The organism is Streptomyces sp. CA-251247, assembly GCF_050952975.1.
Taxonomy (GTDB): domain Bacteria; phylum Actinomycetota; class Actinomycetes; order Streptomycetales; family Streptomycetaceae; genus Streptomyces; species Streptomyces achmelvichensis.
Map to the genome: position 1 here is coordinate 6,433,353 of NZ_CP191861.1, position 24,671 is coordinate 6,458,023.

A 24,671-nucleotide genomic window follows, 5' to 3' on the forward strand; every position below is an offset into this window, starting at 1 on the left:
CCGGCCCGCTCACCCGCCGTCCGCCTCACCTGCCGGGACGCTCCGGGCGATACGTGTCCCGCCGGTCCGGCTTACCCGGGTGCTCGCCCGGCCCCTCGGTGTGGCTGGCCAGAGGGGTGGGGGACAGCGCGGTGCTCTCCTCACCCGGCTCCAGCAGGGTGTCCGCCGGGCCGACGATCAAGGGGTCGGGACGGCCGACCGTCTCCTTGTCCTTGCTCGCGTAGTCCAGCTGCGAGAGCAGGCTGCGCATCGCCTCCAGCCGTCCCCGCCGCTTGTCGTTGCTCTTCACCACGGTCCACGGGGCATGGCTGGTATCGGTGGCCCGGAACATGTCGACCTTGGCGGCGGTGTAGTCGTCCCACAGGTCCAGCGACGCGACATCGGTGGGGGAGAGCTTCCACTGCCGTACCGGGTCGATCTGGCGGATCGCGAAACGGGTGCGCTGCTCGGCCTTGGACACGGAGAACCAGAACTTCACCAGCACGATGCCGTCGTCCACCAGCATCTGTTCGAAGCGCGGGCACTCGTGCAGAAACAGCTCGTACTGCTCCGTGGTGCAGAAGCCCATGACCCGCTCCACACCGGCCCGGTTGTACCAGGAGCGGTCGAAGAAGACGATCTCGCCGGCCGCGGGCAGATGGGCCACATAGCGCTGGAAGTACCACTGGCCCGCCTCGCGCTCCGTCGGCTTCTCCAGGGCCACGACGCGCGCGCCACGCGGATTCAGCCGCTCGGTGAAGCGCTGGATCGTGCCGCCCTTCCCGGCCGCGTCACGCCCCTCGCAGATGACGACCAGCCGCCGGCCGGTGTCCTTGACCCACCGCTGGAGCTTCAGCATCTCGATCTGGAGCAGCCGCTTGCGCCGCTCGTACTCGGAACGCGGCAGCTTGCGGTCGTAGGGATAGTTCTCGCGCCAGGTCTTGATGGGGCGGCCCTGCTCGTCCAGCAGAACCGGATGCTCGGGCCTGCTCTCGTCCACCGTCAGGCCGTCGAGGAGGCTGTGCTGGTCGTCCCGGTCGTGTGCGTCACTCACAAACGTCACCTGTCTCGCAGCCGTGGAGGGATGGAAACGCCCTGCCGGTACACACCAGTAAACGGGCCCGAGCGCCGCGGGGCACCCGGCCGGATGAGGGCGGCGGCCGGGACGGGTTCAGAGATGGGTGGAGTGGATGGTGCGCTGCGACGGCAGTCGCAGCGGGTGACGGGCACCGGTCCGCCGGCCCGCCGCGCCGCCGGACGGCACCCGCGGGCCCTGGTCGCAGAGGAGCTCCTCGAGATGCGCCCGGCCGGCGACCATGGCGCGGCGCATCGCGTCGGCATCGGTGACGCCCGCCGCGGCCTGCTGCGCGGCGGCGTGCAGCAGACGGGCACCGTCGACGTGCCGCGGGAAGTGGACCGACAGGGCGTCGAGCTGGCGCTCGCGCGACTCGGCCGCGAGGCCCCGGTCGGAGGCGAGCCGGCTCAGCAGTTGGTTGGCCCGCGCCGCGGCCGCTCCGGGCGCGTCGACGAACTGCTCCTGGAGTCCTGACCAGCGGCTCAGATACTGCCGCCGGGTGGTGTCGGTGAGCGAGAAGGGGCAGAGACCGCCGAAGCGCCGCAGCCGGTCGGCCAGTTCGCGCTCCGCCGCCCGCATGTCCCCGCCCGCCAGAGCGACCACCCGGTCGTACTCGGGTCCGAAGCGGCGCGTGAGCGTGGCCGTGCTGTACAGCTTCACCGGCCGGGCGAGCAGGAGTACCGCCATGATCGCTGCCACCAGTCCCAGAATCACCAGGATGCTCACGGACATGGTTCCTGCCTTTCGACGAGGTCTCCACGGCTTCTGTGTGTCACTGCGTGTTACCAATGTGCCGGTGCGTAAACACCCCGGGTGACGGAGTGGCTACCTCCGGTTCCTCACCGACCCCGGACCCCGGACCGCGGTCACGCACACCGGCACCGCTCACAGATACCGGCGGATGGGCTGCACCGCGGCCTCCCGGGCCCGCTGGAGCACCGACCGCCGCTTCCAGCGGCCGCCCTTGATCGGCTCGCTCCGGGCGGCGTCCTCGTCGAAATGGCCGTCCAGGGTCGCGGTGAACGCCTCGTCGAGGACGGCCAGCATGACTTCCTCGTCGTGTTCGAGCGACCGGCGGTTGAAGTTGGTGGACCCGATGAGCGAGGCCACCGAGTCGACCGTGATCACCTTCGCGTGCAGCATCGTCGGCTGGTACTGGAGGATCTTCACGCCGCAGGCGAGCAGCTCGTCGTAGTGGTGCTGCCCGGCCAGCTGGCAGACGCGCTTGTCGGTGTACGGGCCCGGCAGCAGGATCTCCACCTCCACGCCCCGCCGCGCCGCCGCGCACAGCAGGTCGATGAAGTAGGCGTCCGGTGAGAAGTACGCGGTGGTCAGCCGGAAGCGTTCCTCGGCCGACTCCAGCATGACGCGCATGAGCGTCTGCATGTCCTGCCAGCCGAAGCTCGCCGAGCCGCGCACCACCTGCACGATCGCGGAGCCCTGCCGCTCGTGCTCGACGAACCGGTCGCGTCCGTCGAAGAGTTCGTCGTGGCACTCCGCCCAGTTCTGTGCGAACGCGGCGGCGATGCCGTCCACCGCCGCGCCCTGGAGCCGGACATGCGTGTCACGCCACTCGTTCTCGTCGCGGGCGTCCCCGCACCACTCCTCGGCGATGCCCACACCGCCGGTGAAGGCCGTCGACTCGTCGACGACGAGCGCCTTGCGATGGCAGCGGTGGTTCTGCTTGAGCGGGGACAGATACAGCGGCTTGCGGAACCAGGCCACCTGTACGCCGTCCCGCTCCATCATCGTCAGCTGATCCTTCTCGATCAGCCGGCAGCCGAAGCCGTCCAGCAGCAGCCGCACCCGCACACCGGCGCGTGCTCGCTCGGACAGGGCCTCGGCGAACTCCCGGGCGATGTCCCCCCGCCAGTACACGAAGGTCATCATGTCCACGGTGTGCTGCGCGGACCTGATGCTCTCCAGCATGGCCGCGAAGATCTCGTCCCCGTTGCGGAGCGGGACGAGACCGTTGCCCTCGGTGGCGGCGATGCCGATCAGGCGCTCCAGACGCCGCCGCAGACGCTGGATCCGCTGCTCGGGCGTGGATGCCTCGGCGCCGAATGCCTCGCCGGATCTCGCGATACGTCTGTCGGGACGTATCCGCGGCTGGTCCTGTGTGCTCGTCATCGATTCACTGCTCCGGTGCAAGAGGGGCGCCGCGCCAGGGGGCGGCGACGCCGAGACGGTACCCAGCAAGGGACCCCGACCGCTCCGGTCGGGGCCACGAGGATGCCGGCGGGTACCCGAGATCGAGGAACCCTCTGTCCAGCCCCCCGGTCCGCCGCATGCCCCCACGGCAACCGAACATGCCCTCCGCCTTTTCCGTGAAGCTCACGGGTTTACCGGCCCTGTGAGCGGTGACGCGAATGTCAGGACCTGTTGTCTAGCCGACTTGGAAGTGAACAGCTGTGGCTGAGAACCAGAAGGCCAAGGCCAAGATGGAACAGACCAAGGGCAAGGCCAAGGAAGCGGTCGGACGCACCGTGGGCAACGAGCGGATGACCGCGGAAGGCCGCGCCGAGCAGGCGAAGGGCGACGCCCGCCAGGCCAAGGAAAAGACCAAGAACGCGTTCGACCACTGAGGTCTGCACACACTGTCGGGCCCGTCGCACCCCGCTGTGCGACGGGCCCTTGTCCTTCGGGGCCCAGGGCCCCACCAGGACGATGCCCAAGGAGTGCTGGAGCGTGTCTGCTGATGAATTGACGGGACCGGTGCACCCGGTTCCGCAAGGTCCCGCCGAAGCGCGCAGGGAAGTGGAGTTCCTGCTGCACGAGCGATTCTGCCGGCCCGATTCCGATCGCGACGACTTCGCCCTGACGGATGCGTTGCTGGTGACCTCTGAATTGGTGACGAATGCTCTTCTGCACGGTGGCGGGGTCACGGACTTCGAGGCGGAGCTGACGAAGGAAGGTGTCCGTGTGAGTGTGAGCGATCACAGCGACGAGATACCGACCGTCCTGGAACGCACCGACTCTCGTGGCCGGTTCAGAATCGGGGGACACGGCTGGCGTGTGATCAGCCGGATCGCGCGGGACGTGGCCATCACGCGCCATGACGGCGGCGGCAAGCGGATCTCCGTTCTGGTCCCGCTGGTCCCGTTGAGCTGATCCGCGCGCATCGCGCATACTGACCCGGTACCTGCCCGACAGGGATGGGGGATCCAGGTCGATTTCCTGGAGCTTTTGCCTCCATCTCTTCGGGATCGGGTGTGTGAGCGGGCGGATAGGGGGCACACGCCTCTTCGTCACACCGTCTTCAGGGGAGGGACCTGACATGCCGAGCGTCATACCGTCCACGCACCGCAGCCTGTCGGACTCAGTGTCGACGGCCGGGGCCCCGCAGTGGGTGGGGGACCTGCCGTGGGTCGAGGATGCCGGCAAGGTCGCGCCGCGGGATGCGAAGAGCCTGTCCAAGGTGTTCTTCGACCGGCTGCAGACCCTCGAAGAGGGCACGCACGAATACCAGTACGCGCGCAACACCCTGATCGAGATGAACCTCTCGCTGGTGCGGTTCGCGGCCAACCGGTTCCGCAGCCGCGGCAACGGCGAGATGGACGACATCATCCAGGTCGGCACCATCGGTCTCATCAAGGCCATCGACCGCTTCGAACTGAGCCGCGAGGTCGAGTTCACCTCCTTCGCGGTGCCGTACATCGTCGGCGAGATCAAGCGCTTCTTCCGTGACACCAGCTGGGCGGTCCACGTCCCGCGCCGGCTCCAGGAGCTGCGTACCGAACTCGCCAAGGCCCGCGACGAACTGGCCGGTGTGCTCGACCGCGACCCGACGGTGAAGGAACTGGCCGAGCTGCTCGACCTGAGCGAGGACGAGATCATCGAGGGCCTGGTCGCCGCCAACGGCTACACCGCGGGCTCCCTCGACACCCCGAACGCCGACAGCGACGACGCGCCCACCGGCGCCGGAAGCGGCCGTGCGTACGCCGAGATGCTCGGCGACATCGATCCGGCGATGGAACTGACGGAGGATCTGCACACGCTCGCACCGCTGCTCGGACAGCTGGACGACCGTGAGCGCCGCATCCTGCAGATGCGCTTCGGCCAGGAGATGACGCAGGGCGAGATCGGCAAGGAGCTCGGCATCTCCCAGATGCACGTCTCCCGTCTGCTGACCCGCATCCTGGCGAAGCTCCGGGCGGGCATGCTCACCGATCGCTGAGCCCGAGCATCGGCAACGAATTCCGCGCGGATGCCGCGCCCGCCGGACGACGGCGGGCGCGGCATCCGTATCTGTGCATCCGCCGCCCCCGGTCGCGGCGAAGTGATGACGCGGTCCCGGCAGGCGCGCTCCTGGGCCCTGCCGGGCCCGTGTCCCCGCGCGTCCCGGCGTCGTCCGCGACATGATCGGTCCTGGGTGACCTGCCACTCGCCGTCCCGCGACCGCATCCGTTCGCCGTCCTTCGCCGGAAGAGTCGGTGCAGCTCGGCGACAGCACGGTCGCGGATCATGCGACGGACGAGCGGACCACGGGCACAGGAGGCGCCGATGCCGACGGATGGGCACAACGGACATACGGGGGCGCAGGACCGGCAGGAGTCCGGGTACCGACCGGTGACGCGTGACCAGCCGGAGACGGGACAGGACACCTCGCCGCTGCGGTGCCTGGTCACCGGGGCCACCGGGTACATCGGCGGCCGGCTGGTGCCCGAGCTGCTCGAAGCCGGACACTCCGTACGCTGTCTCGCCCGCTCTCCCGACAAGCTGCGCGGCCACCCGTGGGCCGAGGACACCGACGTGGTCCGGGGCGATGTCACCGACCCCGAGTCCGTCAAGGCCGCGATGCAGGACATCGACGTGGCCTACTACCTGGTCCACGCCCTGGGCACCGGCTCGCACTTCGAGGACACCGACCGCGAGGCCGCCAGGATCTTCGCCGACGCGGCGCGGTCGGCAGGCGTGCGGCGCATCGTCTATCTGGGCGGTCTCACACCCGCCGGTGTCCCCCGGCACGAGCTCTCCGCGCATCTGCGCTCCCGTGCCGAGGTCGGACAGATCTTCCTCGACGCGGAGGTCCCCGCGACCTTCCTGCGCGCTGCCGTGATCATCGGCTCCGGTTCGGCGTCCTTCGAGATGCTGCGCTATCTGACCGAGCGCCTGCCGGTCATGGTGACCCCCAGCTGGGTGCGGACCCGTATTCAGCCGATCGGCGTACGCGACGTCCTGCGGTATCTCGTCGGGTCGGCCCGTATGCCCGAGGAGGTGAACCGCGCCTTCGACATCGGCGGTCCGGACGTCATCACCTACCTCGACATGATGCGCAGCTACGCCGCCGTGGCCGGACTCCCGCGGCGGCTCATCGTGCCCGTCCCCGTCCTCACGCCCCGGCTCTCCAGCCACTGGGTCGGGCTGGTGACGCCCGTGCCCCACTCCATCGCCCGGCCGCTCACCGAGTCGCTGCGGCACGAAGTGGTGTGCGACGAGCACGACATCGCGCGCCATGTGCCCGACGTGCCGGGCCGGCCGCTCACCTTCGAACAGGCCCTCACCCTCGCCCTGCGACGGGTCCGCGAGGCCCAGGTCACCACGCGCTGGTCGTCGGCCTCGGTGCCCGGCGCCCCCAGCGACCCGCTGCCGACGGACCCCGACTGGGCGGGCGGCAGCCTCTACAAGGACTGCCGGGAGCTGGTCGTGGACGCACCGCGCGCCTCGCTGTGGCGGGTGATCGAGGGCATCGGCGGCGACAACGGCTGGTACTCCTTCCCACTCGCGTGGGCGGTACGGGGATGGCTCGACCGCTTCGTGGGCGGGGTCGGCCTGCGGCGCGGACGGCGGGATGCCGAACGCCTGCGGGTCGGTGACTCCCTGGACTTCTGGCGGGTGGAGGCGATCGAGCCCGGTCGTCTGCTGCGGCTGCGGGCCGAGATGCGGTTGCCGGGTCTGGCATGGCTGGAGATGTACGCCGAGGACGACGACGGGGGACGCACCCGCTACCGGCAGCGCGCTCTCTTCCACCCCCGGGGCCTGCTCGGCCACGCCTACTGGTGGAGTGTGTCGCCCTTCCACGCGATCGTCTTCGGCGGCATGGCCCGCAACATCGCGCAGGCGGCGGTGAAGGGCATGCCCACCGAGGCCTCCCGGCGGCCGGTCTCCCGCTGAGCGGTGCATCCGGTCTCCCTCTGAGCGGTGCATTTCCCTCCGAAGGGTGCATCCGCCGGGCCGCCTGCGCCCGAATCATCCCCGTAGAGCTCCATGGCTCCCCGTCGACATCGACATTCCCACCAGGAGAGGCGCCCATGACGGTCTCCGTCGTCCTGTTCACGTCGGACCTGCGGCTGCACGACCATCCGCCCCTGCGCGCGGCCGTGAAATCCGCGGACGAGGTGGTCCCGCTGTTCGTCCTGGACCCGGGCATCCAGGCCGCCGGTTTCGACGCGCCCAACCGCCGGGCGTTCCTCGCGGACTGCCTGGCGGATCTCGATGCCGGGCTCGGAGAGCGGGGAGGCCGGCTCGTGCTGCGGTCCGGCCGTACGGCGGAGGAGGTGTGCAAGGTCGTCGCGGAAACGGGAGCGTCGACCGTCCACACCGCTGCCGGCGTCTCCGGGTACGCGGGCCGCCGCGAGGAGGAGCTGCGGCGCGAACTGGACGGGCAGGGCTGCCGTCTGGAGGTCCACGACGCCGTGATCACCGCCGTACCGCCGGGGGCGGTGGTGCCCGCGGGCTCCGACCACTTCGCCGTCTTCACCCCGTACTTCAGACGCTGGGCCCAGGAACACCTCCGCACCGCCTACGGCGCACCCCGGCGCGTCACGGTCCCCGACAACGTCGGTTCCTACCGGCTTCCGCCGCGCCAGGACGTGGAGGGGGTGGCACCCGGACTGGCCGAGGGCGGCGAGACGGCGGCCCGCAAACAGTTCCTCACCTGGAAGCGGCGGGGACTGGCCGGCTACGCGGACCACCACGACGACCTGCCGGGCGACGACACGTCGAAGCTCTCCCCGTACCTCCACTTCGGCGCGCTGTCCCCGGTCGAACTCGTGCACCGCGCGCGGGACCATGGTGGCGCGGGGGCGGAGGCCTTCGTCCGTCAGCTGTGCTGGCGCGACTTCCACCACCAGGTGCTGGCCGCGCGTACGGCTGTCTCCCGGGACGACTACCGGCCCCACGGCGACGCATGGCGCACCGAGGAGGACGCGGCCGAGGAGATCGAGGCCTGGAAGCGGGGCCGCACGGGATACCCCGTGGTCGACGCCGCGATGCGCCAGCTGCGGCACGAGGGATGGATGCACAACCGCGGCCGGCTGCTGGCCGCCTCCTTCCTGGCCAAGACGCTCTACGTCGACTGGCGCATCGGCGCCCGCTACTTCCTGGAACAGCTGGTGGACGGCGACATCGCCAACAACCAGCTCAACTGGCAGTGGGTGGCGGGCACCGGCACCGACACCCGCCCCAACCGTGTGCTGAACCCGGTCGTCCAGGGCAAGCGCTTCGACCCCGACGGCGCCTATGTACGCCGCTGGGTCCCGGAGCTGGCGGATCTGCGCGGCTCCGCGGTGCACGAGCCGTGGCGGCTGGAGGGGCTGGACCGCGAGCAGTACGACTACCCGGAGCCGATCGTCGAACTGTCCGAGGGCCTGGCGCGCTTCAAGCACGCACGCGGCAAGGAGTAGAGGGGCCGGCGCGCAACCCGTCGGCCGTCAGGTGTTCCCCCGGCCGGCGGGCGCCGTGGACCTCACAGCGCCACACCGGACCGGGCCGGGCCGTAGGTCTCGGTGATCCGCCGCCGCAGCCGGTGCAGCCCGCGCCGTACGTGGCTCTTCACCGTGCCGAGCGGGATGCCGGTGCGCTCGGCGATCTGCACCTGCGTCAGGTCCTCGTAGAAGGCCAGGCACAGCACCTCCCGCTGGGGGAGCGGCAGTTTCGCCAGCTCGTCCGCGAGGAGCACCCGGTCCAGACACTCCTCGGGCGAGACGCCGGGCTTCGGCTCGGCGGTCTGCGCCGGTACATGGGCGGCGGCCGCGGCGAGTTCGGTGCGACGGGTCCGCGCGGCCAGGGCGTCCACCGTCTTGCGCCGGGTGATCCCGACGAGCCAGGCGCCGAGCGGGCCGCGCTCCGGCCGGAATCCCGACCGGCCCCGCCAAGCCGCGAGGAAGACCTGTTGGGTGACGTCCTCGGCCTCCCGCGCGTCGCCGAGGGTGCGGGCGGCCAGCGTGTGCACCAGCGGTGCCCAGTGGCGGTAGATCGCGGCGAAGCTCTGTTCGTCGCCGCGCAGCAGTCCCTCGGCGAGCTGCCCGGACTCGTGGGTCTCCTCGGCCGGTGGATGCAACTGCCCGGCCGGGCCGGCCAGTGCTGACGTGGTCATGGTCTCGCTCCTTCCGCCGGATCCCGGCCGGTTGGTGCGTCGAACAGGTCCGACGCCGCTGTCCGCGGCTCGCCCCCCGGGTCACCGGGCCGGTGTCCCGCGGGGTGACTCAGTCTTGGACGGGCGAATCGACGCGGGCAACACGCATCGTTTGTGCGTCGTATGCTCGAAGGCGTGGACACATCCGCAGCTGACGGACCACGGCGGGCCGGCGGCCTCACCACCGGAGCGGTCGCGCGCCGGCTCGGGGTCGCGCCCACCACGCTGCGCTCGTGGGACCGGCGTTACGGCATCGGCCCCGCCGGGCGCGACGGCAGGAAACACCGCCGCTGGACGGACGAGGACATCGCGTTGCTGGAGCGCATGTGCGCGCTGACCAGCACCGGTCTCCCGCCCGCCGAGGCCGCCCGCGTCGCCCTCGCCGCGGCGTCGTCAGGGGCCGTGGTGGCCGGCGCTGCCGAGGCGGCGGAGGCGGGTCCGGAGTCGCCGGTCCGCAAGGAGCCGGGCCGCCGGCGCGGGGCCCGCACCGGTCTGCAGCTCGGCGACGTACGCCAGGAGTGCCGGGGCCTCGCACGCGCCGCGCTCCGTCTCGACGCCCGGTCCGTCGACACCCTGCTGGCCGCGGTGATCGCGGAGCACGGGCTGGTGACCGCCTGGGACGAGGTCATCGTGCCCACGCTGCGCGCCGTCGGGCGCAAGTGGGAGCGCTCCGGCGAGCAGTACGTCGAGGTCGAGCACCTCCTCTCGTGGCACGTCTCCAGCGCACTGCGGCGGAGTGTCGGCCCCGCGTCCGGGAAGGAGCCGGGCGCACCCGTGCTGCTGGCCTGTGTGCCGGGGGAGAACCACACCCTGCCGCTCGAAGCCCTCGCGGCGGCCCTCGCCGAACGCGATCTGCCGGTGCGGATGTACGGGCCCGCCCTGCCGGTCGAGGCGCTCGACGGTGCCGTCCGCAGGACCGGGCCGGCGGCGGTGGTGCTCTGGGCGCAGTCGCGGACGACCGCGAGCGCGCCGCTGGCCCAGCACGTCGCCCGGATCACCTGGGGGGTCCGGGGCGCGCGCAGAAAGCCGGTGGTCCTGACCGCCGGACCGGGGTGGGCGGGCCCGCGCGTCGAGGGCACGGTGCGTCCGCTGGGGCTCGGCGAGGCGCTCGGAGCCCTGGAATCGGCGCTGGGCGCCTGACGTTCGCGACGTTCAGGCGGGGTGCCGGGCGCCGGGGACTACCCGCGCCCCCGCGGCCCGGCGCACCGGTCGGCCAGGATCTCACGGGCCGCCCGCGACCCGGAGGCCAGAGCACCCTGCACCGAGCCGGTGGCACGGTGGTCGCCGCACAGGTAGCGCCCGGGACCGAAGCGCGAGGAGCGGCTCAGCGGCCACGGCGGCGGCATCGCCGGCAGCGCGTCCTCGATGGTGCAGGTGGCCACCCGCTCCCAGGAGCCGGTGCCGGTGACGTAGACGTCCGCGAGGTCGGCGAGCAGGGCCCGTTCGCGTCCTGGCTCGTCACCGCCGAGCACCGAGGTGGAGATCAGCGACCGGCCCTCGGGCGCGTACGACCGGGAGACCTCGCTGAGCACACAGGTGTTGAGGAACCGGTGCGTGCTGTCGGTGACCAGGGTCGGCTCGGCCAGCGGCGGGGTGGAGGCGGCGTGGTAGTACGTCGTGACCGTCCGCGTCCCCGGTACCTCCAGCCCGGGCAGCAGACGCGACGCCGCCCGCGGACCGGTGGCCACGACGACGGCAGGTGCGGACCGCTCACTTCCGTCGTCGAGCAGGACCCCGCTGTCCGTGACGGCCGTGACCGGCGTCCCGAGACTCACCGTGCCGGGCGGCAGCCGGTCGGCGAGCTGCGCCGGCACGGCCCCGATGCCCTCCTCGGGCAGACACAGACTGCCGCGCGTCATGCTGCGCCACACCAGATGGAAGAAGCGGGCGGACGTCTCCAGTTCGTCCTCCAGGAACACCCCGGAGAGGAACGGCCTCAGCACGGTGTCGATCGTTTCGTCACCGACCCCGGCCTCGGCGAGAGCGGTCCACGTGGTCCGGTCCGGCCCCCGCTTCACAAGGGCCGCGGGCGCCAGCATGTCCCGTGCCGTCAGCACGCCGAGGGCTGCCATGTCCCGGGCCGGAGCGAGACGTCCCGGCCGGAGGTCGGCCACCGCCCGCGGCCGCCGGGTGGGGTCCACGACCCGCAGCAGCTCGCCGCCCCGGTGCAGCAGGAAGCCGGGCGTGAAGGGGTGCAGTCGCAGGTCCCGCAGCGTCAGCCGCTTCTTGACCTGCGGATAGGAGGTGTTGAAGACCTGGAACCCGCGGTCGAGCAGAAAGCCGTCACGGCGGTCGGTGCGCATCCGGCCACCGACACCGTCCGAGGCCTCCAGGACCTGGACGGCGAGCCCGGCCATGCCGAGGTCGTGAGCACAGGCCAGGCCTGCCAGGCCCGCCCCGATCACCAGTACGTCGATCGGCCGCTGCATGCGCTCTCCCACTGTCCGTCGGTGCACCCGAGGGCCGGGGATCCCGTCAGGCGGAGCGAGCGGCGTCCAGGTCGGGGGCGATGGCGAAGATCGTGTCCGTGCCGGTCACCTCGAAGAGCCTGTGCACCGGAGGGCTGAGCGGGCCGGCCAGCACCAGATTCTGCTCGGAGTGGGTGCTCAGCAGGAGGTTGAGCAGGCTGGAGTCGCCGAACGTCACACGCGAGAGGTCGAGCACGGTCCGTACGGCCGCATCCCCGGCCGGCTCGGCGAGGACGTCCTGAAGCTGCTGGAGCGAGCCGAGGTCGAACGCCCCGGCCGCGGAGATGACACGGACCGGATCGGCCGCGTCCGACAGCAGGGTCACTCTCGGCAGGTCCGGCGCATCGGCGGCGGAGGACTGGGTGGACTGATGATCCATGGTGGTTCGTCCCTCGGGGATCGGGAGCACCCCCGCGGCCGGCGGAGCAGGAGTGCGCGGCAGTGACAGAACAGGCCAGGCGCCCGTGCTGCGGACCGGAGGCGGTCTACAGGCCGAGGGCCGTGCGGACCTTGATCCGCTTTCCGACCGGATCGCGCCTGACGTCGAAGCCCTCGCACAGGGCGAGGACGATCTCCAGTCCGTGCTGGCCGACCCTTCCCGGCTCGGCCGCCCGGGCGACCGGCAGGACGGTGCTGGTGTCCCACACGGTGATCTCCAGGAGATCACCGGTCACTTCCAGGTCCATGAGGCAGGGACCGGGAGCGTACTTGCAGGCATTGGTCACCAGCTCGCTGACGACCAGCTGGGCCGTCCCGATCGCGTGCGCCGACACGGGAAGGCCGAACTCGGCCTGCACACGCGTCAGGAACTCCTTGGTGAACAACCGCGCGGCGGCGATGCTCTCCGGCGCACCGTCGTAACAGACGCTCGCCCACGGCGTCGTACCGGACGACAGCACCGCGTCCCTGCCGGTCAGTCGGATCTGTTCCATGCTGCTCCTGCGCCCTGTGTGTTCCGCGCTCTGCGGCCCTGCTCGTCTACCCCGGTTCTCCGTCGTCACTCCCGGCTCCTGCGGAGGTGAAGCGGGCGGCGATGGCGAGGGTGTCGTCGCTGTGCAGCACGTCGACCAGTATGTCCGCGGCGATGGCGCCGGGGATGCGGTCGGTGGGCCGGGCGCGGTGGCGGAGGGCGGAGGTCATCAGGGCCGCTTCGCCCTCGTAGGGATCGCGCCGGCACTCGGTGAGCCCGTCGGTGTAGAGGACGACCAGGTCGTCCGGCTCCAGCTCGGTCGTGAGGACCCGCTCGCTGCCCGGCTGGGGGTAGCCGACGCCGCGGCCCCGGACCTCCAGGTAGGACGCGGTCCCGTCGGCGCGCACCAGCAGCGCGGGCGGATGGCTGCCGTTGGCCAGCGCGAGTTCGCCGGACGCGGGGTCGAGGCGGGCCAGCAGCAGGGTCGCCATCACGTTCTGGTCGAACGGCGCGAGGATCTCGTCCGTACGCGCCACGATGCTGCCGAGTGAGTGCCCCTCCAGCGCCAGCGTGCGCACCGCGTGGGTGACGGTCAGAGCGGTCCGGGTGCTGGTGACGCCGTGGCCGAGCGCGTCGACGATGGTGATGTGCACGGTGCCGTCCGGCAGGGTGAACCAGTCGTAGAGGTCTCCGCCGGTGGGTGCGTCATCGCTGGCGGGGGCGTAGTGCACGGCCAGTTCGACGCCGTCCGTACGCAGCGGGCGCGGGCGCAGCGCGTCCTCCAGGGCGCGCAGGGTGTGTCCGTGGGCCGCACGCAGTTGTTCGTCCCGCTCCTCCAGCTGCACGTAGAGGGCGAGGACACCACTGTTGGTCTCCGCCAGCTCCTCCTCCAGACGGCGGTGCTCGACCGCGAGGGCGTCCGCGCGGGCGAGGGTGGCCTGCAACTCCTCCTCGACCAGCGCCAGATCGGCCTCCGCGCCGGCGACGGCGGTGGCGGAGTGTGCCCGGCCGTTGTGCGACCGCTCGCCCGGCGACGGCAGCACGATCCGGCCCGGCTGCTCCCCGCCGGGTGGTTGCTGCGCCGTGGGAGGGGCGCTCAGACGCCAGACCAGCGTGCCGTCGGAGGTGGCCCTCCCCGGCAGCGGCAGGGTCTCGGGGTCGGTGCCGCACGGGGCTCCCGGGTGGGTGAACCGCAGGGTGACGACCACCTGGTCGCCGCCGCGGCCGGACTCCTGCGCGGCGGTGAGCGTGACCAGACGCCCGCTGTTCAGGGGCGGGGCGGCGACCTGACTGAGCGACATCACCAGCCGGGCCCGCTGCTCGGCGCTGAGGCGGTGGGTGACGGCGATCCTGCGGGCCGTACGGCGCAGTGCGTGCACCGTACGGAACGTGTCGCGGATCATGACTGCCCCTGGGGGAGACCGCCGAGGACGAGGGCCGTGGCATCGTCCCGGTGCCGGCGGTGGGAGTGCATCAGGGATGCCGCCAGCAGCGTGGGCGGCAGGCGCAGTTGTGCCGGCGGGACGTCACGCGTCCAGCGGTGGTCGATCCCGTCGGTGTGCACGAGCACCGCGGCAGCGGGTTCGAGCTGCACGGTGCGTGGTGTCGGCATGTTGTATCCCACTATCCCCGGCTGCCCGGTGAACTGCTGGGCAATGCCTTCGCGGGAGCACATCACCACCCGGATGTTGCCGATCCCACAGTGTTCGACGTACCCCGGATGCACCCGGACGACGGTGGCCGCGGCGCCCCGGCTGTGCCGCAGCGCCTTGTGGAGGGCCGTGAGGAGTTCGGCCGGTGGCAGGTCGGGGTGCGCCCGGAACGTCCGCACCGCGCGCCGGGTGGCCGTGGCCGCCTCGGGGCCGTGCCCGAGTCCGTCGAGCACGAGTCCGGTCCAGTGACCGTCGTGCCGGGCGACGGCGTAGCCGTCCCCGCTCACCTCTTCCCCGGTCGCCGGCAGGCACAACCCGCCCACGGCGACGGGGTGTTGTTGTCCAGGCGTCTTTGCGAGCCACGCGTGGGCGAGGGTGCCGTGCCCGGGTTCCGAACGCAGCGTGAAGTCGGTGGCGGTACGCAGCACCGTGCCCAGGCCGGCGCCCAGCGTGCGGGTCGTGGTGTAGCCGTCGGTGAAGCTCAGCGGGATGTCCGCGATACCGGGTCCCCGGTCCACCGCGACGACGTCCAGCCCGTCCCCGCGGGGGGACGGCTGGAGGTAGATCGCGCCGTCACGGGCGTGCTTGTCGATGTTGGTGGCGAGTTCGCTGGCCAGGACGGCCGCGTGGTCCGGCAGCGCCCCGGGCAGGCCGCACTCCCGTGCGAGAGAGCGCGCCCGGTCCGCCGCGACCTGCACGGCACTGTGGTGGTCGACGGGGATCTGCACGGTCGGCCGGGGTACGGCAGGCGTCACGTCCGCGCGTTCCATCGCAGCGCGACGACGACCGTGCCCTGCCCGGGGGCGGTGTCCACCTGGAACTCGTCCATCAGGCGCCGCGCGCCGCCCAGGCCGTGCCCGAGCCCCGCGCCCGTCGTGTACCCGTCGGTGAGAGCCCGGTCGACATCGGCGATACCCGGTCCCTGGTCCGTGACGGACAGGCGCAGACCGCACTGCCCGGTGCGTCGGACGTGCTCGATCGCGAGGGTGCCGCCACCGCCGTGGACGTAGGCGTTACGGGCGAGTTCGCTGGCGGCGGTGACGATGCGCGTCTGGTCCACCAGGCCGAAACCCGCACGCTGGGTGGCCGCACGCACCGCGTGGCGGACGACGAGCAGGTCCTCCGCGGTCCGGATCTCGTACGTCTCGTCGCCGTCCTTCTCCGTACCGGTGGAACGCCCCGGCGATGCGGCCGGCCCGGCGTTGACATCACCGTGTGGAAGCACCGGCAGTCCCCTTCTGGAGTTGGGGAACCCGGCGCCAGCCCAGGGCGGCGAGGCCCTGTTCGGCGTTGAGCGCGGTCTCGACGCCGTCGAGCTGAAGACCGAGCTCCACCAGCGTGATGGCGACGGCGGGCCGCATTCCGGCGACCACGACGCGGGCCCCGAGCAGGCTTGCGGTGGTGGTCAGTTCCATCAGGGTGCGCGCGACGAACGAGTCGATGATCTCCAGCCGGGAGATGTCGATCAGCACGCCGGCGGCCCGGTCGGCGACGATCCGCTCGGTGAGTTCGTCGGTGAAGTCGATGGCCGCCTTGTCGTCGAGCTCGTTGAGCAGCCCGGTGATCAGGACGTCTCCCAGGCGCAGAACCGGTACGCCCGCGGTACCGCCGCCGCTCACCGGAGAGCCGCGGTACCGGTCGCCTGCCCGGACGCCTCGGTGAGAGGGATGGCGGCGGCCAGGGCGTCGGCGAGGGTGGCACGGGTGAGGATGGCGGACAGGTCGATGCCGAGCTGGGAGATGGTCTGGGCGATGGGCGGGCGGATGCCGCTGATGACACAGTCCGCGCCCATGAGCCGTACGGCGTTGACCGTCTGCATCAGGTGATGGGCCACCGCGGTGTCCACCGTCGGCACCCCGGTGATGTCGATGATCGCGACCTGCGCCTCGTACTGCTGGATGGCCTCCAGCAGGTTCTCCATCACCACCTGGGTGCGGGCGGTGTCCAGCGTGCCGATCAGCGGGACCGCGAGCACCTTGTCCCACAGCCGCACGACCGGCGTGGACACCTCCAGCAGCTGGCGGCTCTGCCGCCGGATGATCTCCTCGCGCCCCTCCACGAACGTGGCGAAGGACACCGCGGCCGCGGCGTCCAGCAGGCGGTCGGTCAGCCGGGCGGTGGCATACAGGGACGCGCTGTCGCGCGAGAGGTCCTGCACGGCTTCCAGCAGTGCTTCCTTCAGCGCCCGCACGGCCGACGCGATCACGGCGGGCGAGGCTCCGCGCCGGGCCCGCAGCAGGGACAGCTCGGTGATCGCCTGGTGCAGGCCCTGGTGGGCCTCGACCAGTTGCTCGACCGGCTGGTCGCTCTCCAGCCCGGCCCGCAGCGCGTCGACCAGGGCGTCGGCCTCCTCGCGGAGTTCGGCTTCGGTGATTCCGGTTCCGAGCGCTGTCTGCTCCAGCTGAAGCTGCACCCACCGGTCGGCCACCTTCTCGCCCTGCTCGCGCAGGACTGCGCAGATGTCGAGCCGGGCCTCAGGCTCACTGGCGTTCATTCGGTCCACCTCGTCATGGTTGTCGCGCGGAAAATGTTAGCGGAGGGGTCGTAGGGGCCCAAGGTGGCCCCGACAGCCCCGCGCATGCCGCTCGCGATGCCGGGCAGGCGCAGTGCGACACCGAACCTCGACCCGAACGTGTGATGAGCGACAGTGAAGCGCTGATACCCCGGGAAGGCAGAGATGCAGCCAAAGTGGAAGGCGAGGCTCCGGCGGGCACCGAGACAGTGGTAGCGGCTCTGATGGCCCTGTCCGAGCACGCCGGCCTCACCGCGCCCCCTCCCCACCTGTGGCTGCGGGCTCTGCTGGCCGTGCAGGCCGGGGCCGACTGCCCCGGCGAGCTGCGGCGTGCCCTGGGTACCACCGCGCCCTCCACGAGCCGGCTGTGCGCCCGGCTGGAGAGTGCGGGGCTGCTCGCGCGACACGTCGATCCGAGGGACCGGCGCAAGACGCTGGTCGAGCTCAGCCCGGCGGGCGCGGAGGAGGTGCGCAGCCATCACGCGCGCACGGCGGATCTGATCGGGGTGGCGCTGCCCGCGTCGGGGTCCGAGGTGGAGGCCTTCGCGGCCGCGTGCGACATCGCGCGCACCCACCTCATCCGGGCGCTGTCGTCCAGTGGCGGCTGATGACAGTGGCGCAGGGTCAACGGTTGTCGTTTGACAACTGTCCACCAAAGGAAACAATCTGACCTCGTGCGGATCAGCGTCCGCGCCGTCCCTACGCTCCGGAACAAGGCAGGTGAACCGTGCAGGGATCCCGCTCTCTGACGTCCCGGTCAGGCGGACTCCGCCGCGGTGCCCGCCCGTCCGTCCTTCGAGGGCGCGCCCTCGAAGGCGAAGCGAAAGCCGCCGAGGCCGTCCACGAGCGCCGTACGCTCCGCGGGTGTCATGCTGGAGATGACCTCGAGCAGTGCGCCTTCGCGCCGGATCCGCAGATCCCGGAGGTAGCTCTCACCCCGGCCCGACAGGCGCAGCTCCAGCTCGCGGCGGCTGGCTGAGCTGGGAGATCGCTGGATGAAGCCCAAGGCTTCGAGTCGATCGCACATCCGGCTCACCGACGAGGGTGCCGACCCGAGGACCTCGCCGAGCGTGCGCAGGTTGATGGGCTGGTCGCGGTCGAGGATGTACAGCACGCGCAGTTGCGAGGACGAGACGGGGGCCGTGGACGTCGCGTCGCGGCCTTGGTGCCAGAGCACTTCGAGAAGTTCGATGACCTCACGGGCTGCGTGGACGGCGGCAGCCCGATCGTCGTTCGAAGAAGTCTCGGAATGCATGACCCCAACTGTGACACTTCGCAACGGCCTTGTCAGTCGCTGAGACATAAGAGGCCATCCGGTCCTTTTGCTCATTCTTCCCGAACAGGTGGTAATCGAACGGTGGACAGATTCACGGCCGTGGAACGTGCACTGCGCGGGGCTGCGCCTCACGCACTCCTCGAGGCAGTGCAGGGCGCGCTCGCCGCCCACTACGCGGCCGTCTCCGTCGATCTGCTCCTCGCCGACTACGCGATGACCATACTGCAGCCCGTGAACGTCCCCTCCGGCGCCGACCGCTCGGTCCCGGCCCACGCCAACGGACCGGGCCGCGCCTTCGGGGCCCAGCAGCCCCATGTGGAGAAGGACGAGAGGTCCGGGGAGCGCACCGCCCACCTGCCGGTCAGCGTCCGCGGTGACCGTCTCGGGGTCCTCACCGTCAAGCTCGCCGCCGACCGGTTCACACCCGATGTCGAGCGGGAACTGACGGACATCGCGGAGATTCTCGGCCACGAGATCATCGTGGCCGGGCGGGACACCGACCGCTTCCTCGAGGCGAGCCGCGCCAGCAGGCTCACGCTCGCCGCCGAGATGCAGTGGCAGCTCCTGCCCGGCCGCTCCCGCACCCGCCCCGAGTACGAGATCGGCGCCCAGCTGGAGCCCGCGTACTCCATGCACGGTGACAACTTCGACTGGTCGGGCGATGCGGACCAGTTCACCCTCACGCTCACCAACGGCATGGGCGAGGGCATCGAGGCCGCCCTGCTCACCAACCTCGCCATCAACGGACTGCGCAACGCCCGCCGCGCGGGACTCTCGCTCGTGGACCAGGCGTTCCTGGCCGATCAGGCGGTCTACGGGCACTACCACGGCATCGTCCATGTCGCGGCGCTCCTGCTGCGCTTCGACCTCGCCACCGGAGACGTGGAGATCGTCGACGCCGGATCCCCCAAGATGTGGCGCATGCGGCAGGGCAGGATCGAGCCCGTCGAACTCGAACCCCAGCTGCCGCTCGGCATGTTCGAGGAGACGATCTACACGGCCCAGCGCTTCCAGGTGCAGCCGGGTGACCGCCTGCTGTTCGCCAGCGACGGCGTCTACGACGTCCTCTCACCGCTTGGCGAACGCTACGGCGAGAAGGCCCTGGCCCGGGCCATCACCTCCACCCGTCTGCTGCCGCCCTCCCAGGTGCCCGGCGCCGTTTTGAAGGAGCTCTCCGGGCACCGCGGGGTGGGCGAGGCGGACGACGACGCGATGGTGGTGTGCCTCGACTGGCACGGCCGCCCGTGACGAGCGGGCGGCCGTCCGCCGGGTCAGTCAGCGCACCAGTGAGGCCACATCGCCCATGACGATGACCGGGTTCCTGGCCGGGTCGAGCCGGAGCAGCAGATCCTCCATATGGGGCTGCTCCAGCGAAACGCACGCGCGCGTGGGTCCGCCGTGATCCACGTGGATCCAGATACCGCCGCCCTTTTCCTCGCCCTCGGGCCGGTTCCGGTCCAGCGGTGACGTTCCGGGAATACGGTTGTAATCAATGGCGACGACGTAGTTGAAAGAGCCTTCCAGCGATTCACCCAGAAAGCCGATACCGGATTCCGTGAATTGCTCGTCCTGGTCGTAGGGGAGTTTCGTACCGGGATTCGGGAGCCGTCCGCCGGCGTCACCCAGGGAGAAGACGCCGACGGGCGAGCGCAGGTCGTCCACGACGTGGTCGTCCGTCCACCCGCGCAGTGCGTTGTGCGCGGGCCAGGGGCCCGCCACCGGGGCCCACGGCCGGCCCGCCTCGCGCTGGTACAGGACCGCCGAGGCGATGGAGGAATCAACGCCGGCGCCGGTGACGACCAGTGCCTGCCGTGTGTCGGCGGGGACGCGGGAGCTGGTGATGGGGCCCAGCCCCCGGATCACACCCGCGTCCGCCTTCTTGACCTGCGCCCCTGCCTGTCCGCGCGGCGACGCGGTGGCGCGTGGGGCGTTCGCCGGGTCGGGAGCGCCGCCGGTGCCCGGCCCCGCCGAGCATCCCGTGAGCAGAAGTCCGGCGCAGGAGAAAGCGAGAAGAAATGCGCGAGTGCGATTTCTGACCAGCACGTCCAGAGCCTTCCGGTCGGGCATTGACTGACCGTCAGTGTGACCCATGGTCGGCCGGAATCGTGGAATGCCGCGGGGCCGTGCCGTCCCTTTCCCCGAGCGACGGAGTCAGGGGACGTGGGGCGGGTGCCGGGCGGGCGGCGGCCTTGTCCACGGGTGCCCGGCCGTGTCGCCCGGACGTCGGTCCGGTGGCGGAAAACCGCCCTTGCAGCGAGGCCGAGGACCCCCGAACGGAGGAGCGACGGACGGCATTCGCACAGGTCGGAGACGTGGACGTCAGAGTGCCGTCAAGGGAGCGCCCATGGCCGTAAGGGACCCGTCAACGACGGGCATGTCCGCCAGGAGACGAGGTTTCCTCAAGAGGTCCGAAAATTTTCCGCCTCTCTTTGAGGAGCTCACGATGGCCGACGTGGCCTTCGTCGTCATCACGATCGCGGTCTTCGCGCTGGTGGCGTTCATTGCCAAGGGGGTGGCGAAGCTGTGACTGCAGAGAACATCGTCGGCCTGATCGTGGCCGTCGCCCTGCTGGGCTACCTCGTCCTCGCCCTTGTGTACCCGGAGAGGTTCTGAGCCCCGTCATGAGTCCCATCCTCGCCGCCGTGCTCCAGATGCTCGCGCTGATCGTCGCGCTGGCGCTGGCGTACCGCCCGCTGGGCGACTACATGGCCCGGGTCTACTCCTCGACCAAGCATCTGCGGGTCGAGAAGTGGATCTACAAGGCCATCGGTGCCAACCCGTCCGCCGAGATGCGCTGGCCCGCCTATCTGCGCGGTGTGCTCGCCTTCTCCGCGGTCGGCGTCCTGTTCCTCTATCTGCTCCAGCGGCTCCAGGGCGGCCTGCCCGGCTCGCTCGGCTTCGCCTCGATCGACCCGGACCAGGCGTTCAACACCGCCGCGTCCTTCGTCGCGAACACCAACTGGCAGTCGTACTACGGCGAGCAGGCCATGGGCCACGTCGTCCAGACCGGTGGCCTGGCGGTGCAGAACTTTGTCTCCGCCGCCGTCGGCATCGCCGTCGCGGTGGCTCTCGTGCGGGGCTTCGCCCGTGCCCGCACCGGTGAACTCGGCAACTTCTGGGCCGACCTGGTCCGCGGCACCGTCCGCATCCTGCTGCCCATCGCCGTGATCGGTGCGATCCTCCTGGTCGCGTGCGGCGCGATCCAGAACTTCGCCGGGATTCACGAGGTCGGCCAGTTCATGGGCGGCACGCAGGAGTGGAACGGCGGCGCGGTGGCCTCGCAGGAGGCCATCAAGGAGCTGGGCACGAACGGTGGCGGGTATTTCAACGCCAACTCGGCCCACCCCTTCGAGAACCCGAACGGCCTGTCCAACCTGCTGGAGATCTTCCTGATCCTGCTGATCCCGTTCGCCCTGACGCGCACCTTCGGCCAGATGGTCGGCTCGGTCAAGCAGGGCTACGCGATCCTGGCGACGATGGTGGCGATCTGGATCGGGTTCACCGCGCTGATGATGTGGACCGAGTTCCACCACGGCGGCCCGGCGTTCGACATCGCCGGCGGTGCGATGGAGGGCAAGGAGACCCGTTTCGGAGTCGGTGGTTCGTCGATCTTCGCGGTGGCCACGACGCTCACCTCGACCGGCGCGGTCAACTCCTTCCACTCCTCGTTCACCGGCTTCGGCGGCGGTATCACCATGCTGGGGATGCAGCTGGGCGAGATCGCCCCCGGTGGTACGGGTTCCGGTCTCTACGGCATTCTGATCATGGCGATCATCGCGGTGTTCATCGCGGGCCTGATGGTCGGCCGTACCCCCGAGTACCTCGGCAAGAAGATCGGCACCCGCGAGATCAAGCTCGCGGCCTGCTACATCCTCATCACCCCGGCGCTGGTGCTGTGCTTCACCGCCGCGGCGATGGTCCTGCCGACCCCGGTGAACTCGCTGACCAACTCGGGTGCGCACGGCTTCTCCGAGATCCTCTACGCGTACACGTCGGCGGCCAACAACAACGGCTCGGCCTTCGCGGGTCTGAACGCGGACACGCAGTGGTTCAACACCACACTCGGTCTCGCGATGCTCCTGGGCCGCTTCCTGCCGATCGTGTTCGTGCTGGCTCTGGCGGGCTCGCTCGCCGAGCAGAAACCGGTGCCGGCGACCGCGGGCACCCTGCGGACCGACAAGCCCCTCTACGCGGGCCTGCTGGTCGGCACCATCCTGATCATCGCGGGTCTGACCTACTTCCCGGCCCTGGCGCTGGGCCCCCTCGCCGAAGGACTGGCGTCATGACCCCCGCAACGAAGAAGCACGAGGAGCCCGGCTCCATGTCCACTGCCACACCGACCCGGGCGCCTCACAGCGATGCGCCCACCGGTCACAAGCCCGACGCGGCCCGCGTCGGCGGGGGTCTCTTCGACCCGAAGCAGCTGATCACGTCCCTGCCGGACGCCCTCAGGAAGCTCGACCCGCGGGTGATGATCAAGTCCCCCGTGATGTTCGTCGTCCTGGTCGGCTCCGTGCTGACGACGATCTTCGCGATCACCGACCCGACGGACTGGTTCGGCTGGGCGATCGCCGCCTGGCTCTGGCTGACCACGATCTTCGCCAACCTGGCGGAGGCCGTGGCCGAGGGCCGCGGCAAGGCGCAGGCCGACACCCTGCGCAAGGCCAAGACCGACACCGTCGCCCGCCGTCTGACCAAGGACGGCAGGGCGGAGGAGCGGGTGCCCGGCACCGACCTGCGCATCGGCGACCTCGTCGTCTGCGAGGCCGGCGACATCATCCCCGGCGACGGTGACGTCGTCGAGGGCGTGGCATCGGTCGACGAGTCCGCCATCACCGGCGAGTCGGCCCCGGTCATCCGTGAGTCCGGCGGCGACCGCAGCGCGGTCACCGGCGGCACGAAGGTGCTGTCCGACCGGATCGTCGTCAAGATCACGGCGAAGCCCGGTGAGACGTTCATCGACCGGATGATCGCGCTCGTCGAGGGCGCCGCCCGTCAGAAGACGCCCAACGAGATCGCGCTGAACATCCTGCTCGCCTCGCTGACCATCGTCTTCCTGCTCGCGGTCGTCACCCTCCAGCCGTTCGCGAAGTACGCGGGCGCCGAACAGACCATGATCGTGCTGACCGCACTGCTGGTCTGTCTGATCCCGACCACGATCGGCGCCCTGCTCTCGGCCATCGGCATCGCGGGCATGGACCGGCTGGTCCAGCGCAATGTGCTGGCGATGTCCGGCCGCGCGGTCGAGGCCGCGGGTGACGTCTCCACGCTGCTGCTCGACAAGACCGGCACCATCACCCTCGGCAACCGCCAGGCCGCCGAGTTCGTCCCGGTCAAGGGGGTCGCCGAGGCCGATCTGGCGGACGCCGCCCAGCTCTCCTCGCTCGCCGACGAGACCCCCGAGGGCCGCTCCATCGTCGTCCTGGCGAAGGAGAAGTACGCCCTGCGGGAGCGTCACCAGGGCGAACTGGCGCACGCCGAGTGGATCGCGTTCACCGCCCAGACCCGGATGTCGGGCGTCGACCTCGTCGAGAACGGGTCCGGACGCAAGGTCCGCAAGGGCGCGGCGGGTTCGGTCATCTCCTGGGTCACCGAGCGCGGCGGCGATGTCTCGGACGACGCCGACACCCTCGCAGGCACGATCTCGCAGGCCGGCGGCACCCCGCTGCTGGTCGCCGTCGAGGACGACCAGGGCGCCCGGATCCTCGGTGGCATCCACCTCAAGGACGTCGTCAAGGAGGGCATGCGCGAGCGGTTCGACGAACTGCGCCGCATGGGCATCAAGACCGTCATGATCACGGGTGACAACCCGCTCACCGCCCGGGCGATCGCCGAGGAGGCGGGTGTCGACGACTTCCTCGCCGAGGCCACGCCCGAGGACAAGATGGCGCTCATCAAGCGGGAGCAGGCCGGCGGCAAGCTGGTCGCGATGACCGGCGACGGCACCAACGACGCCCCCGCGCTGGCCCAAGCGGACGTCGGCGTGGCCATGAACACCGGTACCTCGGCCGCCAAGGAGGCCGGGAACATGGTGGACCTGGACTCCAACCCGACGAAGCTGATCGAGATCGTCGAGATCGGCAAGCAGCTCCTCATCACCCGAGGCGCTCTGACGACCTTCTCGATCGCCAACGACGTCGCGAAGTACTTCGCGATCATCCCCGCGATGTTCGCGGTGGTCTATCCGGGCCTCGACAAGCTCAACATCATGGGCCTCTCCTCACCCGAGTCCGCGATCCTGTCCGCGGTCATCTTCAACGCGCTGATCATCGTCGCGCTCGTGCCGCTCGCCCTCAAGGGCGTCCAGTACCGTCCGACCAGCGCCGACAAGATGCTCCGCCGCAACCTCGGGATCTACGGACTCGGCGGCCTCATCGCCCCGTTCATCGGCATCAAACTCATCGACCTGCTCATCTCCCTCATCCCTGGCATCGGGTGACGTC

Annotated in this window: 26 protein-coding genes; 12 read left to right on the forward strand and 14 right to left on the reverse strand. The window is 70.7% G+C overall.

Going from position 1 to position 24,671, the window contains the following annotated elements; translation table 11 throughout:
- Window positions 1–25 precede the first annotated feature (25 nt).
- From ppk2 to ACQPWZ_RS28565, 3 genes are all read right to left on the reverse strand, one after another.
- Complete coding sequence (gene ppk2, locus ACQPWZ_RS28555) at window positions 26–1,033, reverse strand: polyphosphate kinase 2 (protein ID WP_433572724.1); 1,008 nt, start codon at window positions 1,031–1,033, stop codon at window positions 26–28.
- Between the two features lie 117 nt (window positions 1,034–1,150).
- Window positions 1,151–1,786, reverse strand: a complete 636-nt coding sequence (locus ACQPWZ_RS28560; protein ID WP_433572725.1) for a hypothetical protein — start codon at window positions 1,784–1,786, stop codon at window positions 1,151–1,153.
- Between the two features lie 153 nt (window positions 1,787–1,939).
- Entirely contained in the window at window positions 1,940–3,184 is a 1,245-nt protein-coding gene (locus ACQPWZ_RS28565; RefSeq protein ID WP_433572726.1) for a phospholipase D-like domain-containing protein, read from the reverse strand.
- Between the two features lie 281 nt (window positions 3,185–3,465).
- On the opposite strand from ACQPWZ_RS28565, the gene ACQPWZ_RS28570 reads away from it, so the two are divergent.
- The 5 genes from ACQPWZ_RS28570 to ACQPWZ_RS28590 all read left to right on the forward strand — a co-directional run bounded on the left by ACQPWZ_RS28570 (window position 3,466) and on the right by ACQPWZ_RS28590 (window position 8,679).
- On the forward strand, window positions 3,466–3,639 hold the full coding sequence (locus tag ACQPWZ_RS28570) for a CsbD family protein (RefSeq protein ID WP_433572727.1): 174 nt from the start codon (window positions 3,466–3,468) through the stop codon (window positions 3,637–3,639).
- Window positions 3,640–3,721: 82 nt separating this feature from the next.
- Complete coding sequence (locus ACQPWZ_RS28575; RefSeq protein ID WP_433572728.1) at window positions 3,722–4,165, forward strand: ATP-binding protein; 444 nt, start codon at window positions 3,722–3,724, stop codon at window positions 4,163–4,165.
- A gap of 166 nt (window positions 4,166–4,331) precedes the next feature.
- A complete protein-coding gene (locus tag ACQPWZ_RS28580) occupies window positions 4,332–5,231 on the forward strand; it encodes an RNA polymerase sigma factor SigF (RefSeq protein WP_433572729.1) in 900 nt (299 codons plus the stop codon).
- 392 nt (window positions 5,232–5,623) lie between these two features.
- Window positions 5,624–7,168 (forward strand): SDR family oxidoreductase, encoded by a 1,545-nt coding sequence (locus ACQPWZ_RS28585; protein WP_433573881.1) that lies wholly within the window; start codon window positions 5,624–5,626, stop codon window positions 7,166–7,168.
- A 137-nt stretch (window positions 7,169–7,305) separates the two neighbouring features.
- Window positions 7,306–8,679: a cryptochrome/photolyase family protein gene (locus ACQPWZ_RS28590; RefSeq protein WP_433572730.1), complete on the forward strand. Its 1,374-nt coding sequence runs from the start codon at window positions 7,306–7,308 to the stop codon at window positions 8,677–8,679.
- Window positions 8,680–8,741: 62 nt separating this feature from the next.
- On the opposite strand, the gene ACQPWZ_RS28595 is transcribed toward ACQPWZ_RS28590, so the two are convergent.
- Window positions 8,742–9,371: an RNA polymerase sigma factor gene (locus ACQPWZ_RS28595; protein WP_433572731.1), complete on the reverse strand. Its 630-nt coding sequence runs from the start codon at window positions 9,369–9,371 to the stop codon at window positions 8,742–8,744.
- A gap of 162 nt (window positions 9,372–9,533) precedes the next feature.
- On the opposite strand from ACQPWZ_RS28595, the gene ACQPWZ_RS28600 reads away from it, so the two are divergent.
- Entirely contained in the window at window positions 9,534–10,550 is a 1,017-nt protein-coding gene (locus ACQPWZ_RS28600) for a MerR family transcriptional regulator (protein WP_433572732.1), read from the forward strand.
- 38 nt (window positions 10,551–10,588) lie between these two features.
- Here the strand turns inward: ACQPWZ_RS28600 and ACQPWZ_RS28605 are convergent, their stop codons facing one another.
- From ACQPWZ_RS28605 to ACQPWZ_RS28640, 8 genes are all read right to left on the reverse strand, one after another.
- Window positions 10,589–11,839 carry an NAD(P)/FAD-dependent oxidoreductase gene (locus ACQPWZ_RS28605; RefSeq protein WP_433572733.1) on the reverse strand — a complete coding sequence of 417 codons (1,251 nt, stop codon included), beginning with the start codon at window positions 11,837–11,839 and terminating at the stop codon, window positions 10,589–10,591.
- A 46-nt stretch (window positions 11,840–11,885) separates the two neighbouring features.
- A complete protein-coding gene (locus ACQPWZ_RS28610) occupies window positions 11,886–12,257 on the reverse strand; it encodes an STAS domain-containing protein (RefSeq protein ID WP_340476152.1) in 372 nt (123 codons plus the stop codon).
- Window positions 12,258–12,363: 106 nt separating this feature from the next.
- Window positions 12,364–12,810, reverse strand: coding sequence for an ATP-binding protein (locus tag ACQPWZ_RS28615; RefSeq protein ID WP_340476153.1), 447 nt, complete (start codon window positions 12,808–12,810; stop codon window positions 12,364–12,366).
- 46 nt (window positions 12,811–12,856) lie between these two features.
- A complete protein-coding gene (locus ACQPWZ_RS28620) occupies window positions 12,857–14,191 on the reverse strand; it encodes a PP2C family protein-serine/threonine phosphatase (protein WP_433572734.1) in 1,335 nt (444 codons plus the stop codon).
- Window positions 14,188–15,195: a SpoIIE family protein phosphatase gene (locus tag ACQPWZ_RS28625; RefSeq protein WP_340476157.1), complete on the reverse strand. Its 1,008-nt coding sequence runs from the start codon at window positions 15,193–15,195 to the stop codon at window positions 14,188–14,190. Before ACQPWZ_RS28625 ends, ACQPWZ_RS28620 begins: the two co-directional genes overlap by 4 nt.
- Window positions 15,192–15,671, reverse strand: a complete 480-nt coding sequence (locus ACQPWZ_RS28630; protein WP_433573882.1) for an anti-sigma regulatory factor — start codon at window positions 15,669–15,671, stop codon at window positions 15,192–15,194. Before ACQPWZ_RS28630 ends, ACQPWZ_RS28625 begins: the two co-directional genes overlap by 4 nt.
- The gene (locus tag ACQPWZ_RS28635; RefSeq protein ID WP_356702414.1) at window positions 15,649–16,059 is read right to left on the reverse strand and encodes an STAS domain-containing protein; all 411 of its coding nucleotides are present in this window, start codon (window positions 16,057–16,059) and stop codon (window positions 15,649–15,651) included. The genes ACQPWZ_RS28630 and ACQPWZ_RS28635 overlap by 23 nt, the downstream gene beginning before the upstream one ends.
- Window positions 16,056–16,934, reverse strand: coding sequence for an STAS domain-containing protein (locus ACQPWZ_RS28640; RefSeq protein WP_383237416.1), 879 nt, complete (start codon window positions 16,932–16,934; stop codon window positions 16,056–16,058). The genes ACQPWZ_RS28635 and ACQPWZ_RS28640 overlap by 4 nt, the downstream gene beginning before the upstream one ends.
- 242 nt (window positions 16,935–17,176) lie before the next feature.
- Here ACQPWZ_RS28640 and ACQPWZ_RS28645 point away from each other — a divergent pair, with 242 nt between their 5' ends.
- The gene (locus tag ACQPWZ_RS28645) at window positions 17,177–17,560 is read left to right on the forward strand and encodes a MarR family winged helix-turn-helix transcriptional regulator (RefSeq protein WP_433572735.1); all 384 of its coding nucleotides are present in this window, start codon (window positions 17,177–17,179) and stop codon (window positions 17,558–17,560) included.
- Window positions 17,561–17,709: 149 nt separating this feature from the next.
- Here the strand turns inward: ACQPWZ_RS28645 and ACQPWZ_RS28650 are convergent, their stop codons facing one another.
- A complete protein-coding gene (locus ACQPWZ_RS28650; protein ID WP_313943372.1) occupies window positions 17,710–18,207 on the reverse strand; it encodes a MarR family transcriptional regulator in 498 nt (165 codons plus the stop codon).
- Between the two features lie 102 nt (window positions 18,208–18,309).
- Between ACQPWZ_RS28650 and ACQPWZ_RS28655 the strand changes: the two genes are divergently transcribed.
- Entirely contained in the window at window positions 18,310–19,476 is a 1,167-nt protein-coding gene (locus tag ACQPWZ_RS28655; RefSeq protein ID WP_356702421.1) for a PP2C family protein-serine/threonine phosphatase, read from the forward strand.
- 27 nt (window positions 19,477–19,503) lie between these two features.
- On the opposite strand, the gene ACQPWZ_RS28660 is transcribed toward ACQPWZ_RS28655, so the two are convergent.
- Window positions 19,504–20,295: a hypothetical protein gene (locus tag ACQPWZ_RS28660; RefSeq protein ID WP_340476165.1), complete on the reverse strand. Its 792-nt coding sequence runs from the start codon at window positions 20,293–20,295 to the stop codon at window positions 19,504–19,506.
- A gap of 277 nt (window positions 20,296–20,572) precedes the next feature.
- Here ACQPWZ_RS28660 and ACQPWZ_RS28665 point away from each other — a divergent pair, with 277 nt between their 5' ends.
- Genes ACQPWZ_RS28665 through kdpB form a run of 4 tightly spaced genes read left to right on the forward strand, consistent with a single transcriptional unit; the run spans window position 20,573 to window position 24,667 of the window.
- Window positions 20,573–20,755 carry a hypothetical protein gene (locus ACQPWZ_RS28665; RefSeq protein ID WP_433572736.1) on the forward strand — a complete coding sequence of 61 codons (183 nt, stop codon included), beginning with the start codon at window positions 20,573–20,575 and terminating at the stop codon, window positions 20,753–20,755.
- Window positions 20,752–20,841 carry a K(+)-transporting ATPase subunit F gene (gene kdpF / locus ACQPWZ_RS28670; protein WP_063801986.1) on the forward strand — a complete coding sequence of 30 codons (90 nt, stop codon included), beginning with the start codon at window positions 20,752–20,754 and terminating at the stop codon, window positions 20,839–20,841. The genes ACQPWZ_RS28665 and kdpF overlap by 4 nt, the downstream gene beginning before the upstream one ends.
- A gap of 8 nt (window positions 20,842–20,849) precedes the next feature.
- A complete protein-coding gene (gene kdpA, locus ACQPWZ_RS28675) occupies window positions 20,850–22,514 on the forward strand; it encodes a potassium-transporting ATPase subunit KdpA (protein WP_356702427.1) in 1,665 nt (554 codons plus the stop codon).
- Entirely contained in the window at window positions 22,511–24,667 is a 2,157-nt protein-coding gene (gene kdpB / locus ACQPWZ_RS28680) for a potassium-transporting ATPase subunit KdpB (RefSeq protein ID WP_433572737.1), read from the forward strand. Before kdpA ends, kdpB begins: the two co-directional genes overlap by 4 nt.
- The last annotated feature ends 4 nt before the right edge of the window (window positions 24,668–24,671 follow it).

Coding starts and splice junctions, on each gene's coding strand:
- ACQPWZ_RS28560 (WP_433572725.1), bottom strand. CDS start 1,786: ATGTCCGTGAGCATCCTGGTGATTCTGGGACTGGTGGCAGCGATCATG.
- ACQPWZ_RS28565 (WP_433572726.1), bottom strand. CDS start 3,184: ATGACGAGCACACAGGACCAGCCGCGGATACGTCCCGACAGACGTATC.
- ACQPWZ_RS28575 (WP_433572728.1), top strand. CDS start 3,722: ATGCCCAAGGAGTGCTGGAGCGTGTCTGCTGATGAATTGACGGGACCG.
- ACQPWZ_RS28580 (WP_433572729.1), top strand. CDS start 4,332: ATGCCGAGCGTCATACCGTCCACGCACCGCAGCCTGTCGGACTCAGTG.
- ACQPWZ_RS28590 (WP_433572730.1), top strand. CDS start 7,306: ATGACGGTCTCCGTCGTCCTGTTCACGTCGGACCTGCGGCTGCACGAC.
- ACQPWZ_RS28595 (WP_433572731.1), bottom strand. CDS start 9,371: ATGACCACGTCAGCACTGGCCGGCCCGGCCGGGCAGTTGCATCCACCG.
- ACQPWZ_RS28600 (WP_433572732.1), top strand. CDS start 9,534: ATGCTCGAAGGCGTGGACACATCCGCAGCTGACGGACCACGGCGGGCC.
- ACQPWZ_RS28605 (WP_433572733.1), bottom strand. CDS start 11,839: ATGCAGCGGCCGATCGACGTACTGGTGATCGGGGCGGGCCTGGCAGGC.
- ACQPWZ_RS28610 (WP_340476152.1), bottom strand. CDS start 12,257: ATGGATCATCAGTCCACCCAGTCCTCCGCCGCCGATGCGCCGGACCTG.
- ACQPWZ_RS28615 (WP_340476153.1), bottom strand. CDS start 12,810: ATGGAACAGATCCGACTGACCGGCAGGGACGCGGTGCTGTCGTCCGGT.
- ACQPWZ_RS28620 (WP_433572734.1), bottom strand. CDS start 14,191: ATGATCCGCGACACGTTCCGTACGGTGCACGCACTGCGCCGTACGGCC.
- ACQPWZ_RS28640 (WP_383237416.1), bottom strand. CDS start 16,934: ATGAACGCCAGTGAGCCTGAGGCCCGGCTCGACATCTGCGCAGTCCTG.
- ACQPWZ_RS28645 (WP_433572735.1), top strand. CDS start 17,177: ATGGCCCTGTCCGAGCACGCCGGCCTCACCGCGCCCCCTCCCCACCTG.
- ACQPWZ_RS28650 (WP_313943372.1), bottom strand. CDS start 18,207: ATGCATTCCGAGACTTCTTCGAACGACGATCGGGCTGCCGCCGTCCAC.
- ACQPWZ_RS28660 (WP_340476165.1), bottom strand. CDS start 20,295: ATGCCCGACCGGAAGGCTCTGGACGTGCTGGTCAGAAATCGCACTCGC.
- ACQPWZ_RS28665 (WP_433572736.1), top strand. CDS start 20,573: ATGGCCGTAAGGGACCCGTCAACGACGGGCATGTCCGCCAGGAGACGA.
- kdpA (WP_356702427.1), top strand. CDS start 20,850: ATGAGTCCCATCCTCGCCGCCGTGCTCCAGATGCTCGCGCTGATCGTC.
- kdpB (WP_433572737.1), top strand. CDS start 22,511: ATGACCCCCGCAACGAAGAAGCACGAGGAGCCCGGCTCCATGTCCACT.